Consider the following 18,026-nt stretch of genomic DNA (forward strand, 5'->3'; position numbering starts at 1 on the left):
GATATGAGCACCACGGAGCGTCCTCGCATCCTCATTGTCGGCGGTGGTTACGTCGGCCTGTATGCCGCGATGCGCATCCTCAAGAAGATGCGTTACGGCGAAGCGACCGTCACGGTCGTGGACCCGCGGTCGTACATGACGTACCTGCCCTTCCTCCCCGAGGCGGCCGGCGGCAACGTCGCGCCCCGCAACCTCGTCGCGCCGCTGCGCAGCGCCCTCAAGAAGGCGGAGGTGCTCACCGGTGCGGTCACCGGTGTGGACCACGCCCGCAAGGTCGCCACCATCCAGCCCGCGGCCGGCGACAGCTACGAGCTGCCCTTCGAGTACCTGGTCGTCGCGACCGGCTCGGTCTCCCGCACCTTCCCGATCCCGGGTCTGGCGGAGCACGGCATCGGCATGAAGACGGTGGAGGAGGCCATCAGCCTCCGCAACCACGTCATGGCCCAGCTCGACAAGGCCGAGTCCACCGCCGACGAGGAGGTCCGCCGCAAGGCCCTGACCTTCGTCGTCATCGGCGGCGGCTTCGCCGGTGTCGAGACGATCGCCGAGGTCGAGGACATGGCGCGCGACGCCGCCAAGATCTACAAGACCGTCAGCCGTGACGACATGCGCTTCGTCCTGGTGGAGGCGGCCAACCGCATCCTCCCGGAGATGGGCCCGGACCTCGGTCTGTGGACCAAGGAGAAGCTCGAGGAGCGGAAGATCGAGGTCTACATCGAGACCTCGATGGACTCCTGCGTCGACCAGCACGTGGTGCTGAAGAACGGCCTGGAGATGGACGCCTCCACCATCGTGTGGACGGCCGGCGTGAAGCCGAACCCGGTGCTGGCCAACTTCGGCCTGCCGCTGGGCCCGCGCGGCCACGTCGACACCGCGCCGACCCTCCAGGTCCAGGGCTTCGACTACGTCTGGTCCGCCGGCGACAACGCCCAGGTCCCGGACCTCGCCTCCGGCGAGGGCGCCTGGTGCCCGCCGAACGCGCAGCACGCCGTGCGCCAGGCCGCCGTCCTCGGTGACAACGTCATCTCGGGCATGCGGGGCTTCCCGCAGAAGAACTACGAGCACAAGAACCTCGGTGCGGTCGCCGGCCTTGGCCTGCACAAGGGCGTCGCGATCCTCTTCGGCAAGGTCAAGCTGAAGGGCCGTCTGGCCTGGTGGTTCCACCGCGCGTACCACGGCGCCATGGTCCCGACCATGAACCGCAAGGTCCGGGTCTTCACCGACTGGACGCTGGCCATGTTCCTGAAGCGCGAGATGGTCGGCCTCTCCCAGATGGAGCAGCCGCGCCTGCCGATCCAGGAGGTCACGGCGCCCACGAAGCCCGTGGAGGCCGCCAAGCCGGCCGCCGAGAAGGAACTCGCCAGCAAGTAAGCGACTGAGACCCCGGTGTGGGAGCGCCGGGGTATGAGTCGGAGGCCCTCCGCCCGGCAGTGTCGCCGGACCACGACCTCCGTGGTGCTCAGCCGGCCGTGCGACCGGGCGGAGTACAGAAGTAGAAGGGCCCCTGCCGAAACCCTCCGGCAGGGGCCCTTTCTCGTCGTCCGCCCGCTGGGCGGGCCCGTGAGGGGCGGTCAGTCGGTCTTGATGCTCGCCAGGATGTCCAGCTTGGACGCCCGGCGGGCGGGCCAGATCGCGGCCACCAGGCCGACCACCCCGGCCAGGGCCAGGAACAGCGCCAGCTCGCCGAACGGCAGGACGGTGGTCAGGCCGCTCAGGCTGGACTTCAGGGTGCCGTTGATCGCCCAGGCGATGAAGCAACCGAGCAGCAGGCCGATGCCGGCGCCGAACAGCGAGATCACCACGGACTCCAGGCGGACCATCCGCTTGATGCCCCGGCGGTCCAGGCCGATCGCCCGCAGCATCCCGATCTCGCGCTTGCGCTCGAAGACCGACATCGCCAGCGTGTTGATCACGCCCAGGATCGCGACCAGCACGGACATCGCCAGCAGGCCGTACATCAGGTTCAGCGCGAAGGTGATGGTCTGGCTGAAGTCGTCGCGGACGTCCTGCTTGGACTTGACGTCGATCACCGGGTTGGCGCCGGTGGCGTCCTTGAGGGACTGCTTGAGCGCGGTGGTGGCGCCGTCCTTGCCCTTGACCAGGACGTCGGTGATGTAGGGCTTCGGCTCGTGCTTGGCGACCTCGCTGTTGGCCAGCAGGACCGGGCCGAGCATGCCGCCCTTCTCGTACACGCCGCCGACGGTGAGCTGACCGGTGGACTGGTCCGGGTAGGAGACCGCCACCGTCGAGCCGGCGGTGAGGTGGAGCTTGGTGGCGAGGTCCTGGTCCACCAGGACCTTGCCCTGGCCGAGCGCGGCGGTGGCGCCGCTGGTCAGCTTGACCTCGGCGAGCTGGTCGAAGGAGCCGGCGTCCATGCCGGTGATCGTCACGCCGGTGCCGTCGAACTTCCAGTCGGCGGTCGTCACCGCGGAGGAGGCGGCCACCCCGGGGGCCTTGGCGATCTGCCCGGGCACCTGCTCGGACAGGCTCATGTGGTTGGCGCCCGAGACCATGTAGTCGGACTTCATCGAGCTGGTGACGGCCTTGTCGATCGCGCCGCCGACCGAGGCACCGATCACGGTGAGGCCGCTGACCAGGGTCAGGCCGATGGTGAGCGCGGCGGCGGTGGACGCGGTGCGGCGCGGGTTGCGGACCGCGTTCTGCTGGGCGAGCTTGCCCGGGGTGCCGCCGAGCCCGCGCAGCAGCGGGCCGATCAGTGCGACCACCGGGCGGGAGAGCAGCGGCAGCAGGACGAACACGCCGATCAGGGCGAGCAGGGCGCCGAGGCCGACCGGCAGGCGGCCGCTGTCGTTGCCGGTGGAGGCGCCGAAGCCGATCAGCGCGAGGCCGCCGGCGGTGAGCGCCGAGCCGATCGCGTTGCGGACCAGCAGGCTCTTCTGGCTGGCCGGCTGGTCGCCGCTGCTCATCGCCGCCACCGGGGCGATCCGGGCGGCGCGCACGGCCGGCAGCAGGGCGGACAGCACCGTCACCAGGACGCCGACGGCCAGGGTCACCGCGATGGTGAGCGGCTTGATGACCAGCGTGCCGTGCGGCATGTTCTCGTTCAGCCGGCCCATCAGGGACTGCATGCCGGCGCCGATCCCGATGCCGGCGAGCAGCCCGGCCAGCGCCGCGACGGTGCCGATCGCCAGGGCCTCGACCAGCACTGAGCGGGTGACCTGCTTGCGGCTGGCGCCGATCGCCCGCAGCAGCGCGAGTTCCTTGGTGCGCTGGGCGACCAGCATGGTGAAGGTGTTGGCGATGATGAAGATGCCGACGAAGAGCGAGATCCCGGCGAAGACCAGCAGCATGGTGCGCATGCTGTCGGTGGCCTTGGTGATCATCTCCTGCTCGTCGGCCTTGAGCTTGGCGCCCGTCTCGACGTCGAAGTGCTGGTCGGACGGCACCTTGGGCTGGACCTGGGCGAGCAGCGCGTCCTCGCTGGTGCCGGGCTTGGCGGTGAGCACGATGCTGCTGAAGTGGCCGGGCTCCAGCAGCAGCTGCTGGGCGGTGGCGCGGTCGAACAGGGTGAGGGTGCCGCCGCTGTTCACCACCGGGTCGTCGGTGGTGAAGACGCCGGTGAGCTTCGCCTCGATCACCGGGCCGTTGATGGCGATCCGGACGGTGTCGCCGATCCTGTAGCCGGCCTTGTCGGCGGTCTTGCGGTCGAGGGCGATCTCCTTGCCGTTCTTCGGGCCCTGGCCCTCGGCCATCGGGTAGCGCGGGTCCTTGCCGTCCGCGGCCGGGGCGAAGTTGGCGCCCTTGGCGGCCCAGAACTGGCCGATCAGGTTGCCGCTCCGGTCGGCGACCCCGGTGAAGCCGTTGACCACGCCGCGGGCGTTGGCGGTGCCCGGCAGGGCGGCCAGCTGCTGGACGGTGGCGTCGGTGAGCGAGGCGTTGCCGCTCTCGCTCTTCACCTTGGTGCTGGCGCGGGAGCCGGCCGAGTAGTCCACGACCTGGACCGAGACGTCCGAGTAGCTCTTGGAGTTGTTGTCCCGCATGGCCTTGCCGAAGGTGTCGGAGAAGACCATGGTGCCGGCGACGAAGGCGGTGCCGAGCATGACGGCCAGCGCCGTCATGAGGAGTCGGCCCTTGTGGGCCAGCACGTTGCGCAGTGCGGTGCGGTACATGGGGTGTCCTGGGTTTCGCGTAGGGGCGGCGGCTGGGCTGGCGGGCCCTGGCTGGTGGTGGCTCTAGCTGGTGCGGCCCTTGGCGTCGAAGCGGCGCATGCGGTCCAGGACGGTGTCGGCGGTGGGGTGGTGGAGTTCGTCGACGATGCGGCCGTCGGCGAGGAAGACGACGCGGTCGGCGTAGGAGGCGGCGACGGGGTCGTGGGTGACCATGACGACGGTCTGGCCGAGTTCGCGGACGGAGTTGCGCAGGAAGGAGAGGATCTCGGCGCCGGAGCGGGAGTCGAGGTTTCCGGTGGGTTCGTCGGCGAAGATGATGTCGGGCTTGCCGGCGAGGGCGCGGGCGCAGGCGACGCGTTGCTGTTGGCCGCCGGAGAGCTGGGAGGGGCGGTGGCTGAGGCGGCCGGAGAGGCCGACGGTGTCGACGACGCGGTCGAGCCAGGCCTTGTCGACCTTGCGGCCGGCGATGTCCATCGGGAGGGTGATGTTCTCCAGGGCGGTGAGGGTGGGGAGCAGGTTGAAGGCCTGGAAGATGAAGCCGATGTGGTCGCGGCGGATCTGGGTGAGCTGCTTGTCCTTGAGGCCGACGAGTTCGGTGTCGCCGATGGTGGTGGAGCCGGAGCTGATGGTGTCGAGGCCGGCCATGCAGTGCATGAGGGTGGACTTGCCGGAGCCGGAGGGGCCCATGATGGCGGTGAACTGGCCCTGCGGGAAGTCGACGCTGACGTTGTCGAGGGCCACGACGCGGGTCTCCCCGTCCCCGTAGACCTTGTTGAGGCCGGTGGCGCGGGCGGCCGCCAGGCCGGTCCGGACGGCGGTTGCGGTCGACGTGGTCACGGGGGTGCTCCTTGGTGGTCGCGGGCTGCGGGAGACGCGCTGGGCGCCTGGACGGCCGGGCCGCCAGGGGCGCCCGGCCGTACCTCCATGCTCCGCCGTGTGATCACGAGTTCTCGTCGCTCCGCCGGACGGTTGGCCTGACCACCGCTGGACGTACGGCCAGGTGACGCCCTCCTCCTGGGGTATGACGCCGACCCTGAGCGCTGGGCGGTGGCCGGAACTCGTACACTTCGTGGCCGAATTGCGGACTGTTCGTCAGATCGCAAGGAAACATGACAACTTCCCTGGCTGGGAACATGCGAAAGGGTGAGGCGGGCGACTAGGCTCTGGGGTGGCCCGCACCGGGGGTGGAGCGCTTCTTCTCCGGCCGATGGAGGGGTCCGTCCTCAGGACGCCCGGATGGTGGAACGCAGACACGGGCAGCTTAAAACTGCTTGGCCGCGAGGCCGTGCCGGTTCGAGTCCGGCTCCGGGCACCGCTCGACTCGCGGGGGCGCCGACGGCGTCCCCGCCGGGAGTCGTTCAGTGATCCTCCTCGCGGCGTATCCCGATATTTTTGCCAAGCCATTACCCTGGTGGCTGGGCGGTGCAGTGCCGCCACGGAGGGAATGTGCAATGAGAAGCAGCAACCCGGTCTTCTCGCGGGAGGGGTCCTTCACCCGCGAGCCCGGCTACGCGGGGTTCGGTACCACCACGCAGGCCGGGGGCCAGTACGGCAACAACCCCTACGCGGGGACCCCTTACGCCCAGCAGCCGCAGGCGCAGGGCCCGCTGACCGACGAGCAGCTGTACGAGATGTACAACGGGCCGTCGGCCGGCCCCGCCGCCACCGGGCGGATGACGCTCGACGACGTGGTCGCGCGCACGGCCATGACGCTGCTGACCCTGGTCGCCGCCGGCGCGGTGGCCTGGTTCGTGCTGCCGTTCGAGAACTTCGGCTTCGCGATCGGCGCCAGCCTGGTGGCCATGGTCGTCGGCCTGGTGGTCTCCTTCAAGCGCAGCGTCAGCCCGCCGCTGATCCTGACCTACGCGGCTCTTGAGGGCTTCGCGCTCGGCGCGGTCACGCACGCGCTCAACACCGTCATCAACGGCATCGCGATCCAGGCGGTGCTGGGTACGGCGGCGGTCTTCGCGGCGATGCTGTTCGCCTACAAGAGCGGCCGGATCCGGGTCACCGCGCGCTACACCCGGATCGGCATCGCGATTGCCATGGGCTTCGTGCTGCTGATGCTGGTCAACATGATCGCGATGGCGTTCGGCGCCGACATGGGGCTGCGTTCAGGCCCGCTGGGCATCGTGGTCGGCCTGATCGGCATCGCCCTCGGCGCCTTCTTCCTGTCGCTGGACTTCGCGGCGATCGAAGAGGGCATCGCCCAGGGTGCGCCGCAGAAGGAGGCCTGGCGGGCCGCCTTCGGGCTCACCCTGTCGCTGGTCTGGATCTACGTCGAGATGCTGCGCCTGATCGCGATCCTGCGCGGCGACGACTAATCGCGTTCCCGCCGTACCACTGCCGCCGGGCCCCCGGAGCGAAACGCTCCGGGGGCCCGGCGGCGTTTAGGCTCCCTGTCATGCATGACGTACAGCCCTTCGTCGAAGCCGTCGACTCCTTGGCGGATCGTTTCCGCTCGCTGCCGCAGAGCAAACTGCTGGGCGCCGTGCCCGGGTACGAGTCCCGGGCGGCGGCCGCGCTGGCGTTGGCCCGGCGGCTGGCGGCCCTGGCGCTGGCGGCGGAGAGCGGGCCGGATCGGGAGTTCCCGGACGCCGGGGCCTTCGCGGCGGGGGACCAACTGGCCGTCGCCGGGCACGACCTGGCGGCCGCGCTGGCGGCGCTGCCGGAGGACGACGCGGTCGCCCTGCCGGGCGGGCCGGTGGCGGCCGCGGAGGTGCTGGCCGGGGCGCTGGCCGCGGTGCGGGAGACGGCGGCGCTCTGCGGATAGACGTCCGGACACGCCGAAGGCCGGCCGGGTCGGTAACCCCTTGACCCGGCCGGCCTTCGGCGTGCTGTGGTGTGCCGCGCTGCTGGGGCGGCGTCAGATGCTGGCGACCACCCGGTCGGCGAGGACGTAGACGGCCTCCTCGTCGGTGGAGAAGGTCAGCGAGTACGAGCCGGAGAAGCGCGAGCCGCCGAGCAGCCGGACGTGCTCACCGGCACGGACCGCGTCGATCAGCCGGTAGGCGGCCTCCCGGTCGCCCGGGGCCACGCAGAGCGTGGTGCCGTCGGCGAAGGCGTACACGTCCAGGGTGCCCAGCGGGCCCGGGCGGACGTCGATCAGGGCGACGGCCTCGTCGGCGAGGGTGGCCAGCCGGGTGTCGGTCCACTCGCGGGACGGCGCCTGGCTGGGCACGAAGTCGGGGTGGGAGGGGTGGCGGCGCGGGTCGGGCGCGGCGACCGGGGCGTCCTCGACGGCCTGGTCGGCGTCCAGCAGCCCGGCCTCCAGACCGGTGGCCAGCAGGTCGGCCTCGCGGCGGGCGCGGGCGTCCCCGGTGGGTTCGGCGGAGCCGGTGGAGGCGGAGCCGGCGGAGAAGGTGCCGGTGCCCTGGCCGGGGAACAGCGACGAGCCGCCCTCGGGTCCGGGCTCGGCGGGACCCTCGTTGATCAGGTCCTCCAGCGCGGAGCGCAGCGCCTCGCCGAACTCCGGGTCCATGGTGCCGGCGTTGTCGACGGCGTCCTGCGGGCCGGTGGGGCGGGGGAAGAACAGCGGCCACTCGTCGGTGCTGGCGAACGGGCCGGTGTACGGGGAGTCGAACAGTGGCGCGTCCTCGGCCGCGCGGGCCTCCTGCTCGGCCCAGAACGCCCGGGCCTCGGTGATCTCCCGCTCGCGGTCGGCGGCGAGTGCCTCGGTGACGGCCTGGCGTATCGCGGCCTGGTCCACCGGGGCGGGTGCGGCCTGGGCCGCGGCCCGCGCGTCCAGCCGGCGGGAGAGTCCCCGGAGGTGGAGCAGCACGGCGGTCGACACGGTGATCAGGATCAGCAGCAGGATGGTGTAGACGGCGCTCACGGAACGTACTCCTAGCGAGGAGCGGAACGGGGTTACGTGTCCACACTGCCGCATCCGGGGCTGTTGCCGCAGTGGCGAATGTCTAATTTGTGGGGGACTTTCGCTCTTGTCCCCAAATTGTTAGGTAACACCGTTCTACGCAGTGGAGTTGATCCGCTCCGCAGTGTCGATTTCCGAGCTGAAAACGAGCGAAAAGAGGGCCGGATCGACCTCGCGATGTGATCCGGCCCTCAATTACTCACGGTCACTCCAAATGGGTGGTCCAGACCCTTTTCGGGGCGGCCCGGCGGGTCAGCTGAGCCGCTCGATCACCATCGCCATGCCCTGGCCGCCGCCGACGCACATGGTCTCCAGGCCGAACTGCTTGTCGTGCCACTGCAGGGAGTTGATCAGGGTGGTGGTGATCCGGGCGCCGGTCATGCCGAACGGGTGGCCGACGGCGATCGCGCCGCCGTTGACGTTCAGCTTGTCCAGGTCGATGCCGAGATCCCGGTAGGACGGGATCACCTGGGCGGCGAAGGCCTCGTTGATCTCGACCAGGTCGATGTCGTCGATGGTCAGGCCGGCCCGCCGCAGCGCCTGCCGGGAGGCCTCGACCGGGCCGTAGCCCATGATCTCGGGGGAGAGCGCGCTGACGCCGGTGGAGACCACCCGGGCGAGCGGGGTGATGCCCAGCTCCCGGGCCTTGGTGTCGGACATGATGACCAGCGCGGCGGCGCCGTCGTTCAGCGGGCAGCAGTTACCGGCGGTCACGGTGCCGTCCGGCCGGAACACCGGCTTCAGGCCGGAGACGCCCTCCAGCGTGACGCCGGCGCGCGGGCCGTCGTCCTTGCTCACCACGGTGCCGTCCGGGAGCGTCACCGGGGTGATCTCGCGCTCCCAGAAGCCGGCCTTGATGGCGGCCTCGGCGAGGTTCTGCGAGCGGACGCCGAACTCGTCCTGCTCGGCGCGGGTGATCCCCTTGAGCGCGGCCAGGTTCTCGGCGGTCTGGCCCATCGCGATGTAGGCGTCCGGCAGCAGGCCGTCCTCGCGCGGGTCGTGCCACTCCCCGCCGCCCTCCTCGGCGCGCTTGGCGGTGCGGGCCTGGGCCTCGTCGAAGACCGGGTTCGTGGTGCCCGGCATGCCGTCCGAGGTCCCGTTCACGCTGCGCGAGACGGTCTCCACGCCGGCCGAGAGGAAGACGTCGCCCTCGCCGGCCCTGATCGCGTGCAGTGCCATCCGCGTGGTCTGCAGCGAGGACGAGCAGTAGCGGGTGATGGTGGCGCCGGGCAGGTAGTCCATGCCCATCTGGACGGCCACGATGCGGGCCAGGTTGTGGCCCTGCTCGCCGCCGGGCAGGCCGCAGCCGAGCATCAGGTCGTCGATCTCGCGCGGGTCGAGCTGCGGGACCTTGGCCAGGGCGGCCTGGATGACGTGGGCGGTCAGGTCGTCGGGGCGGACGTCCTTGAGCGAGCCCTTGAAGGCCCGGCCGATCGGCGAACGGGTGGCGCTGACGATGACGGCTTCGGGCATGGCGGGCTCCTCGCTGGGTGACGGCGGACTGGCGTCCGGGAGGAAAGTTACCGCCTGGTAGATCAGGCGTCACCCGTCCCGGCGTGTGAGCTGGCCGACGTGTCGCCGGCCTCTGGAACGGCTCCTTCCCCGGCCTCCTCGGGCGCCCACGAGCCGGGCAGCCCGACCCGCAGCCGGTGGCGCAGCAACGCCCAGCGGCGGCCGGCGCCCTCCGCCTCGACGGCCGCGACCTCGGTGCCCGAACGCCCGGCCGCGGCGGCGGCGGCCATCGCCACCGGCAGCACCGTCCCGCCCGGCACGGGTGTGGCCGGGCGCTCCTCCTCCGGCCAGAGGCCGAGCGCGGCGCACACCGAGGGCAGCACGGCCATCGCGGCCGTCGCGTAGCCCTGGGCGGACGGGTGGTAGCGGTCGGCGGCGAACATCTCCGGGCGCGCCGCGAACTCCGGGCCCAGCAGCGAGCCCAGCGAGACCGTCCGGCCGCCGGCCTCCACGACCGCGATGGTCTGCGCGGCCGCCAGCTGCCGGCTCAGCCGGCGGGCCACCCAGCGCAGCGGCGGGCGCACCGGCTTGATCGTCCCGAGGTCCGGGCAGGTGCCGACCACCACCTCGCAGCCGTTCGCCCGCAGCGCCGCGACCGCCTCGCCGAGCTGGCGGACGGCCAGCTGGGCCGGGCTGTGCCGGGTCACGTCGTTGGCGCCGATCATGAGCACGGCGACGTCCGGGTGGTGCGGCAGCGCCTGCTCCAGCTGGCCCGAGAGGTGGGCGGAACGGCCGCCGGTGCGGGCCACGTTGACCAGCCGGACCGGGCGTTCGGCCACCGAGGCCAGGCCCGCGGCCAGCAGCGCGCCCGGGGTCTCCCGGGCCCGCAGCACACCGAGGCCGGCGCCGGTGGAGTCGCCGAGGACGGCCAGCACCAGCGGCGGCTGCGTGGCGGCGGAGCTGTCGGCGAAGGCCTCGCCGTAGACGCCGTCGGCCTTGGGCGGATCGCCCTCCAGCACGCCGATGGCCTGGATCGCCAGCTTGCTCTCGGTGAGCAGCACGCCCACCAGGCCCACGCCCAGCAGGCCGAGCCCGCCGCCGCCGTACGCCGCCGCGGTGGCGATCCGGCGGGCCACCCGGGCCCGCGAGTCCTGTGCCCCTGGCATCCGATGCCCCCTTCGCGTCCTCGTGCCGCCCCCTCCGGGGCCATGGCGATGCCTGCACCCCCCTCCTACCCGCGCGGGGGCCGGGGCTACCTGCGGGGCTGGGCCATTGGGGGAGGAGGGTGGGTGGGGGGCCGCCGCGCGGGGCCGGGGCGGGGCGAGGGACGGGTGGGGCGGAAGGGCGGGCTGGGGCGGGCGGCACGGCCTAGGCTTTGCAGTACCGAAAGCACTCGCATGCCCACAACCGGGAGGACCCCCGTGCGGTACCACAACTCGATCATCGACCTCGTCGGCAACACGCCGCTGGTCAAGCTGAACAAGGTCGCCGAGGGCATCAGCGCGACAGTGCTGGCGAAGGTCGAGTACTTCAACCCCGGCGGTTCGGTGAAGGACCGCATCGCGATGCGCATGATCGAGGCCGCCGAGGCCTCGGGCGCCCTGAAGCCGGGCGGCACCATCGTCGAGCCGACCTCCGGCAACACCGGTGTCGGCCTGGCGATCGTGGCCCAGCAGAAGGGCTACAAGTGCATCTTCGTCTGTCCGGACAAGGTGTCCACCGACAAGATCAACACCCTGCGCGCGTACGGCGCCGAGGTGGTCGTCTGTCCCACCGCCGTGGCCCCCGAGCACCCGGACTCGTACTACAACGTCTCCGACCGGCTCGTCCGGGAGACCCCGAACGCCTGGAAGCCGGACCAGTACTCCAACCCGGACAACCCGGCCTCGCACTACCACTCCACCGGTCCGGAGCTGTGGGAGCAGACCGAGGGCCGGATCACCCACTTCGTGGCGGGCGTCGGCACCGGCGGCACCATCTCCGGCACCGGTAACTACCTGAAGGAGGTCTCGGGCGGCAAGGTCAAGGTGATCGGTGCCGACCCGGAGGGCTCGGTCTACTCGGGCGGCACCGGCCGGCCGTACCTGGTCGAGGGCGTGGGCGAGGACTTCTGGCCGACCGCCTACGACCGTGACGTCGCCGACGGCATCGTCGCCGTCTCCGACAAGGACTCCTTCCAGATGACCCGCCGCCTGGCCAAGGAGGAGGGCCTGCTCGTCGGCGGCTCCTGCGGCATGGCCGTGGTGGCCGCGCTGGAGGTGGCCAAGGACCTGGGCCCGGACGACGTCGTGGTGGTGCTGCTGCCGGACGGCGGCCGCGGCTACCTGTCCAAGATCTTCAACGACGACTGGATGGCCGACTACGGCTTCCTGCCCTCGGCCACCGACGAGGCGCACATCGGCGAGGTGCTGGCCCGCAAGGACGCCATCGAGCACGAGGGCATCCCGCAGTTCGTCCACATGCACCCGAACGAGACGGTCGCCGAGGCGGTCCGGGTGCTGCGCGAGTACGGCGTCTCGCAGATGCCGGTGGTCTCCCCGGGTGCCGGCCACCCGGACATCATGGCCGGCGAGGTGATCGGCTCGGTGGCGGAGAAGCTGCTGCTGGAGGGCGTCTTCGCGAAGGAGATCGAGCTGACCGACACGCTGGACCGGGTGATGTCCAAGCCGCTGCCGGTCGTCGGTGCGGGCGAGACGGTCACCAACCTGATGACCGTGCTGGAGAAGGCCGACGCCGCGGTGGTGCTGGTGGAGGGCAAGCCGCAGGGCATCGTCACCCGCCAGGACCTGCTGGGCTTCCTCGCCGGCCGCGCCGCGCACTGACCCGTCGGCCCAGGCCCCGGCCCTGACCGGCCCCGCCGCCGGCCCCGATCCCGCCGCCGGCCTCCGGTCGGCGGGGCGGACGAGGGTTCGCCCACGCTTCGCCCGCGGTTCGCCCACGGGCGAAGTGGTACACCGGCGTCACCTGCCCGCAGCACGCGGTTAACAACGGTCCGGCATCGTGGTGGTCAACGGCAAGACGCCGAGCGAGACGACGGCAACCGTCCGGGAGCGGCTCCCCGGCGGACGCGGTCGGCTCCGGACACGTCGGGCGGTCCTGACCCGGCCCGCCGTGTCCGCCCTCCAGCCCGGCAACGGGGGAGAGGGGCCTCCGCGGGAGGCGCCGTCGTCCCGCCCCTGCCCGGCTGCGGCCGGTCGACAGGGTGCGGCGGCTCCCGCGGCACCTCGCGCCGCACGGCGCGTCTCCGCGGTTCCCGGGTGGGGGAACCGAGGCGGAGAACGGCAGGGCCGGTCCTTCTCCGAGGGACCGGCCCTTCCCGTACGCTCACACGCATGACCAGCACTGAAACCACCCAGGACGAGCCGCGCTACGTCCGGCTCAAGATCGAGCTCATCGCGGAGATCACCGACGAGGGCGCGCTCAAGGCGGCCGCCCTGAAGCAGGTGACCGAGGACGAGTACCTCGACGACGACGAGCGCGCCCAGTCCGTCGACGCCATCGAGGTGGACCCGTCGGGTTCGCTCGCCCACTTCATCGACCCGGTGGCGCTGCTCGGCGACGTGCCGGGTGTCGAGCTGGCCTCGGCGACCTGGGAGTCGGCGCAGACCGAGTTCGACCCCGAGAACGAGGGGTGGGACGAGTACGTGGTGGACGAGTCCGCCGAGTAGCGGCCTCGCCCCGCTGGCTCGTCACCGCTCGTGAACGCCCGGTCTGCCCCGCAGGCCGGGCGTTTTTTCCCTGTTCACCGGGAAGTTGGGTCATCTCATACGATCGCTTACCCTTCGGAGGTGGAACCGTGCACGGGCGGATTGCGTTTCTGTATCCGTAAATGCCCGGGATGATCAGCAGGGAGACGCGACGTGACGGCACGGGACGGTCAGGGGCGGGCAGGCGGAGGCAACTGGAGCCGGCGCGGAGTGCTCGCGGGCCTGATCGGGGCGCCGGTCCTGCTGCTCGCGGCCTGCAACGACACCAAGAGCGCCGACGCCAACGGCTCGGGCGGCTCGGGCGGTTCCGGTGGAACCCCGGGCACTGGCAGCGGCTCCGGCGGGACCAGCAGCGCGCCGAAGACCTCGACCGCCGTCATCACCGTCACTCCTGCGGACGGTGCCGCCTCCGCCAGCTTCAGCGAGCCGGTCAAGGTCACCGTCAGCAACGGCACCCTGGGCACCGTCAAGGTCACCGACTCCACGGGCAAGGAACTGGCCGGCCAGCTCGCCTCCGACGGTGCCAGCTGGACCTCGGCCGCCGCCCCCGCCAGCGGCACCAAGTACACCGTGGCCGCCACCGCCCTCGACAAGGACAAGCTGGAGGCGGACGCCAACGCCACCTTCACCACGGCCACCCCGGCCAACACCTTCGTCGGCTACTTCACGCCCGAGGACGGCTCGGTCGTCGGCGTCGGCATGCCCGTCTCGGTCACCTTCAGCAAGCCGATCACCGACCGCAAGGCCGTCCAGCAGGCGATCACCGTGATAGCCGAGCCGGGCGTCGAGATCGTCGGGTACTGGTTCTCCAGCACCCGCCTCGACTTCCGGCCGCAGGAGTACTGGGCCAAGGGCACCAAGGTCACCCTCAAGCTCCGGCTCAAGGACGTCGAGGGCGCCAAGGGCGTCTACGGCACCCAGTCCAAGGACGTCCGCTTCACCATCGGCCGCGCCCAGACCAGCGTCGCCGACCTCGGCGCCAAGAAGCTCACCGTCACCACCGACGGCCAGGTCAGCGCCGTCTACAAGATCTCCGGCGGGTCGCCCGAGCACCGCACCTGGGGCGGCAAGATGGTGATCTCCGAGCAGTTCCAGCAGACCCGGATGAACTCGCAGACCGTCAACCTCGGCAGCGAGTACGACATCGCGGACGTGCCGCACGCCCAGCGGCTCACCACCTCGGGCACCTTCATCCACGGCAACTACTGGTCCTCGTCGTCGATCTTCGGCGGCCAGAACACCAGCCACGGCTGCATCGGCCTCCAGGACGCCAAGGGCGCGCAGGACGGCAGCACGGACGGCTACAAGTTCTACAAGAGCTCCATGGTCGGCGACGTGGTCGAGGTCGTGAACTCCGGCGACAAGACCGTCGCGCCGGACAACGGCCTGAACGGCTGGAACCTCGGCTGGGCCGCCTGGAAGGCCGGCAGCGCGGTCTGACGCCGGGAGCCGCCGGGAGCCCGCCGGTCAGCGCTTGGCGTAGTCGGCGAAGCCCTGCCAGTCGACGATGACGCAGGGCTCGTCGCCGACGATCCAGGCGTCGTGCCCGGGCGGGCAGATCATCAGGTCGCCGGGGCCGAACTCGGTCTCCTGACCGTCGTCCATGACGATCCTCATCCGGCCCGAGACCACGTACCCCGTGTGGGCGGCCCGGCAGCTGTCGGTCCTGGCGATCGGCTTCACGTGCTTGGACCACTGCCAACCCGGGTGGAACACGGCCCGGCCCACCGGGCCGGCGTCCAGGTTGACCAGGCGCAGCTCCCCCGTGCCCTCCTCGAAGGGGCGGACCTCCTCGGGGGCGTCGAAGTTCATGCGGACGAGACCGGACATGGCGCACTCCTCTCCGCGCGGACGGCCCGGCCGCCCGCGCGGAGAGGAGGCAGGCCCGTCTGCTGGCCCTTCCAGTCTGCGCCCCGACCGGCGGGCGGTCACCTCGGGTGGCCGGCCCGCCGGAACGGTCACGGACGGTCAGCCCTGCGTGCGGGCCACGCCGATCGGGCAGGAGGCGCCGGTGCCGCCGAGGCCGCAGTAGCCGTTCGGATTCTTGGCGTCGGACAGGTACTGCTGGTGGTACGGCTCGGCCGGGTAGAACGGGCCCGCCGGGGCGATCTCGGTGGTGATCGGGCCGTAGCCGAGCGCCGTCAGGGCCGGCTGGAAGGCGTCCCGGCCGGCGGCCGCGGCGGCGGCCTGGGCGGGGGAGTGGGTGTAGACGGCGGAGCGGTACTGGGTGCCGACGTCGTTGCCCTGGCGGTTGCCCTGGGTCGGGTCGTGTGCCTCCCAGAAGGTCTTCAGCAGCCGCTCGTAGGAGATCACCGAGGGGTCGAACACCACCCGGACCGCCTCGGTGTGCCCGGTCAGCCCGCTGCACACCTCCTCGTACGTCGGGTGGGGGGTGTAGCCGCCCTGGTAGCCGACCAGCGTCGTCCAGACGCCGGGCAGGCGCCAGAACGTCCGCTCGGCGCCCCAGAAGCAGCCCAGCCCGAAGTCGGCCACCTCCAGGCCGTCCGGGTACGGCCCGGTGAGCGGGTGGCCGAGCACGGTGTGCGGCTCGCGCAGTGCGAAGCCCGGCGACTCCCGGCCGGGCAGCGCCTGGTCGGCGGGAACGAGCGAGGTCTTGTGGCGGTTGAACAGCACGGCCTGCTCCTGCGGGGTAGGGAGGGTTGCGCAGGATTCAACGCGGCGGGCTGCCCCCGGATTCCGGCGCCGCCCGGATTCCGCCGCAGCCCCGCTTCGCAGCCGGCCCGGTTCACGGCGGGCTGGGACGTTCCGGAGGGCGCCGGGCCGCACGGCCACTAGGCTCGACCCATGACCGAGCACCAGCTTCCCCAGGGCTTCGAGACCCTCGCCATCCACGCGGGTCAGGAAGCAGACCCCCAGACCGGGGCCGTCGTCACGCCGATCTACCAGGTGTCCACCTACAAGCAGGACGGGGTGGGCGGCCTGCGGGGCGGCTACGAGTACAGCCGCAGCGCCAACCCGACCCGCACCGCGCTGGAGGAGTGCCTCGCGGCGCTGGAGGGCGGCGCCCGAGGCCTCGCCTTCGCCTCCGGCCTGGCCGCCGAGGACACCCTGCTGCGCACCATCCTCAAGCCGGGCGACCACATCGTGATCCCCAACGACGCCTACGGCGGCACCTTCCGGCTGTTCGCCAAGGTGCTGACCCGCTGGGGCGTCGAGTTCTCCGTCGCCAACACCCAGGACCTGGCCACCGTCCGGGCCGCGCTGCGCCCCAACACCCGCGCGGTCTGGGTGGAGACCCCGTCCAACCCGCTGCTGGGCATCACCGACCTGGCCGCGCTCGCCGAGGTCGCGCACGGCGCCGGCGCGCTGCTGGTGGTCGACAACACCTTCGCCAGCCCGTACCTGCAGCAGCCGATCGCGCTCGGCGCGGACGCGGTCGTGCACTCCACCACCAAGTACATGGGCGGCCACTCGGACGTGGTCGGCGGTGCGCTGGTGCTGGCCGACGCGAGCCTGGGCGAGGAGGTGGCGTACCACCAGAACGCGATGGGCGCCGTCTCCGGGCCGTTCGACGCCTGGCTGGTGCTGCGCGGCATCAAGACGCTGGGTGTCCGGATGGACCGGCACAGCGCCAACGCGGAGAAGGTCGCCGAGCTGCTGGCGAGCCACCCGAAGGTCAGCCAGGTGCTGTACCCGGGCCTGCCCGAGCACCCCGGCCACGAGATCGCCGCCAAGCAGATGAAGGCCTTCGGCGGCATGGTCTCGTTCCGGGTCCAGGGCGGCGAGGAGGCGGCGGTCGAGGTCTGCAACCGCGCGCAGCTGTTCACCCTCGGCGAGTCGCTCGGCGGCGTGGAGTCGCTGATCGAGCACCCGGGCCGGATGACCCACGCCTCGGTGGCCGGTTCGGCGCTGGAGGTGCCCGCCGACCTGGTGCGCGTCTCGGTCGGCATCGAGTCGATCGACGACCTGCTCGCCGACCTCAAGCAGGCACTGGGCTAGGACGCGTTCAGAGGCCCGGATTCTGTTGAGGATCTTCGGCCTCGATGAGCCGGCTGGGGACCGCGGTGGTCACCTGCCGCGCTGTCGGCGCACTCGGCCGGAGGAGCCCCTGCGGGCTCCTCCGGCCGGTCCGTCGCGTCATGCCCTCACGCGCTCGCGCCGGAGCGGTCCTTCAGGAGCGCTTCCAGGAAGTGGGCGACGCGGAAGCGCAGTCCTCGTTCGGACCGGACTCACCGCGTACCAGGTCCCAGAGGTTCCGTCCGCCCCACATGGTCCATGAGTCCGCTGAGGCCCATGAGTGCGGCGGGTGAGGGGGGCGCGGACACGGCTTCGGCGGGCACTTCTCGTCCTCGACCGTGATCGTCACACACGGGCAGTCCACGGTCAGTTCGACCGTGGTCACCGCGGTCTGGGGCAGTTCGTAGCCGGGGGGAGCGGCGGTTTCCTGCCAGTAGTAGGTGCCGAACGGAAGGTTGTCCGCGGAGCAGACGCCGTTTGCCCCGGTGGTGCAGGGGGAGCCGACGGGGGTGTCGGGGTTGGTTCCGGTGGTTTGGAGGCCGGGGGTGCCGTTGGTCTCGTGCCACAGCTGGAAGGTGGCGCCGGCCAGCGGTTCCCCGGTGGCGGAGTCGACCTTGGTGACCGTGGTGGAGCCGGTCGGGGTGGTGGTCTTGGTGTCCTGGACGGTGACGGGGATGCTCTGTCCGTCGGTGTCGAGGACCACGGTCGTCACCGCGGGCTGCGGCAGGTCGTAGCCGGGGGGAGCGGCGGTCTCCTGCCAGTAGTAGGTGCCCAGGGGGAGGCCGCTTGCGGAGCAGACGCCGTTTGCCCCGGTGGTGCAGGGGGAGCCGACGGGGGTGTCGGGGTTGGTTCCGGTGGTTTGGAGGCCGGGGGTGCCGTTGGTCT

Annotated in this window: 15 protein-coding genes and 1 tRNA gene; 8 read left to right on the plus strand and 8 right to left on the minus strand. The window is 71.6% G+C overall.

All coding sequences use genetic code 11. The features are described from left to right. The first annotated feature begins 3 nt into the window (after positions 1-3). Positions 4-1,371: an NAD(P)/FAD-dependent oxidoreductase gene (locus ACIO9K_RS10055; RefSeq protein WP_063348030.1), complete on the plus strand. Its 1,368-nt coding sequence runs from the start codon at positions 4-6 to the stop codon at positions 1,369-1,371. A 200-nt stretch (positions 1,372-1,571) separates the two neighbouring features. On the opposite strand, the gene ACIO9K_RS10060 is transcribed toward ACIO9K_RS10055, so the two are convergent. Then, positions 1,572-4,130: an ABC transporter permease gene (locus ACIO9K_RS10060; protein WP_400328284.1), complete on the minus strand. Its 2,559-nt coding sequence runs from the start codon at positions 4,128-4,130 to the stop codon at positions 1,572-1,574. 63 nt (positions 4,131-4,193) lie between these two features. Beyond that, positions 4,194-4,967 carry an ABC transporter ATP-binding protein gene (locus ACIO9K_RS10065; RefSeq protein ID WP_387985532.1) on the minus strand — a complete coding sequence of 258 codons (774 nt, stop codon included), beginning with the start codon at positions 4,965-4,967 and terminating at the stop codon, positions 4,194-4,196. A 393-nt stretch (positions 4,968-5,360) separates the two neighbouring features. Between ACIO9K_RS10065 and ACIO9K_RS10070 the strand changes: the two genes are divergently transcribed. The 3 genes from ACIO9K_RS10070 to ACIO9K_RS10080 all read left to right on the plus strand — a co-directional run bounded on the left by ACIO9K_RS10070 (position 5,361) and on the right by ACIO9K_RS10080 (position 6,903). Beyond that, a tRNA-Leu gene (locus ACIO9K_RS10070) sits at positions 5,361-5,442 on the plus strand. A gap of 139 nt (positions 5,443-5,581) precedes the next feature. Next, a complete protein-coding gene (locus tag ACIO9K_RS10075) occupies positions 5,582-6,454 on the plus strand; it encodes a Bax inhibitor-1/YccA family protein (protein ID WP_363589740.1) in 873 nt (290 codons plus the stop codon). Between the two features lie 80 nt (positions 6,455-6,534). After that, positions 6,535-6,903 (plus strand): hypothetical protein, encoded by a 369-nt coding sequence (locus ACIO9K_RS10080; protein ID WP_400328287.1) that lies wholly within the window; start codon positions 6,535-6,537, stop codon positions 6,901-6,903. A 93-nt stretch (positions 6,904-6,996) separates the two neighbouring features. Here the strand turns inward: ACIO9K_RS10080 and ACIO9K_RS10085 are convergent, their stop codons facing one another. From ACIO9K_RS10085 to ACIO9K_RS10095, 3 genes are all read right to left on the minus strand, one after another. Further along, on the minus strand, positions 6,997-7,965 hold the full coding sequence (locus ACIO9K_RS10085) for a hypothetical protein (RefSeq protein WP_400328289.1): 969 nt from the start codon (positions 7,963-7,965) through the stop codon (positions 6,997-6,999). Positions 7,966-8,256: 291 nt separating this feature from the next. Then, positions 8,257-9,477, minus strand: a complete 1,221-nt coding sequence (locus tag ACIO9K_RS10090; protein ID WP_063348024.1) for an acetyl-CoA C-acetyltransferase — start codon at positions 9,475-9,477, stop codon at positions 8,257-8,259. 62 nt (positions 9,478-9,539) lie between these two features. Further along, positions 9,540-10,622, minus strand: coding sequence for an SGNH/GDSL hydrolase family protein (locus tag ACIO9K_RS10095; protein ID WP_400328291.1), 1,083 nt, complete (start codon positions 10,620-10,622; stop codon positions 9,540-9,542). Positions 10,623-10,853: 231 nt separating this feature from the next. Here ACIO9K_RS10095 and ACIO9K_RS10100 point away from each other — a divergent pair, with 231 nt between their 5' ends. The 3 genes from ACIO9K_RS10100 to ACIO9K_RS10110 all read left to right on the plus strand — a co-directional run bounded on the left by ACIO9K_RS10100 (position 10,854) and on the right by ACIO9K_RS10110 (position 14,603). Next, positions 10,854-12,278 carry a cystathionine beta-synthase gene (locus ACIO9K_RS10100; RefSeq protein WP_400328293.1) on the plus strand — a complete coding sequence of 475 codons (1,425 nt, stop codon included), beginning with the start codon at positions 10,854-10,856 and terminating at the stop codon, positions 12,276-12,278. A 510-nt stretch (positions 12,279-12,788) separates the two neighbouring features. Beyond that, the gene (locus ACIO9K_RS10105) at positions 12,789-13,124 is read left to right on the plus strand and encodes a hypothetical protein (RefSeq protein WP_063348021.1); all 336 of its coding nucleotides are present in this window, start codon (positions 12,789-12,791) and stop codon (positions 13,122-13,124) included. A 192-nt stretch (positions 13,125-13,316) separates the two neighbouring features. After that, the gene (locus tag ACIO9K_RS10110; RefSeq protein ID WP_400328295.1) at positions 13,317-14,603 is read left to right on the plus strand and encodes an Ig-like domain-containing protein; all 1,287 of its coding nucleotides are present in this window, start codon (positions 13,317-13,319) and stop codon (positions 14,601-14,603) included. Between the two features lie 27 nt (positions 14,604-14,630). On the opposite strand, the gene ACIO9K_RS10115 is transcribed toward ACIO9K_RS10110, so the two are convergent. Together ACIO9K_RS10115 and msrA are read right to left on the minus strand one after the other, a co-directional pair. Then, positions 14,631-14,993, minus strand: coding sequence for a cupin domain-containing protein (locus ACIO9K_RS10115; protein ID WP_350880013.1), 363 nt, complete (start codon positions 14,991-14,993; stop codon positions 14,631-14,633). Positions 14,994-15,131: 138 nt separating this feature from the next. After that, positions 15,132-15,797: a peptide-methionine (S)-S-oxide reductase MsrA gene (msrA, locus tag ACIO9K_RS10120; RefSeq protein ID WP_363621317.1), complete on the minus strand. Its 666-nt coding sequence runs from the start codon at positions 15,795-15,797 to the stop codon at positions 15,132-15,134. A gap of 171 nt (positions 15,798-15,968) precedes the next feature. Here msrA and ACIO9K_RS10125 point away from each other — a divergent pair, with 171 nt between their 5' ends. Next, the gene (locus tag ACIO9K_RS10125) at positions 15,969-17,123 is read left to right on the plus strand and encodes a cystathionine gamma-synthase (RefSeq protein ID WP_063348017.1); all 1,155 of its coding nucleotides are present in this window, start codon (positions 15,969-15,971) and stop codon (positions 17,121-17,123) included. Between the two features lie 172 nt (positions 17,124-17,295). On the opposite strand, the gene ACIO9K_RS10130 is transcribed toward ACIO9K_RS10125, so the two are convergent. Continuing rightward, positions 17,296-18,026 (minus strand): collagen binding domain-containing protein (locus ACIO9K_RS10130; RefSeq protein WP_400328298.1); only part of this gene is annotated, 731 nt, incomplete at its 5' end.

The sequence above is a fragment of the Kitasatospora sp. NPDC087271 genome (assembly GCF_044744605.1).
Lineage (GTDB): Bacteria > Actinomycetota > Actinomycetes > Streptomycetales > Streptomycetaceae > Kitasatospora.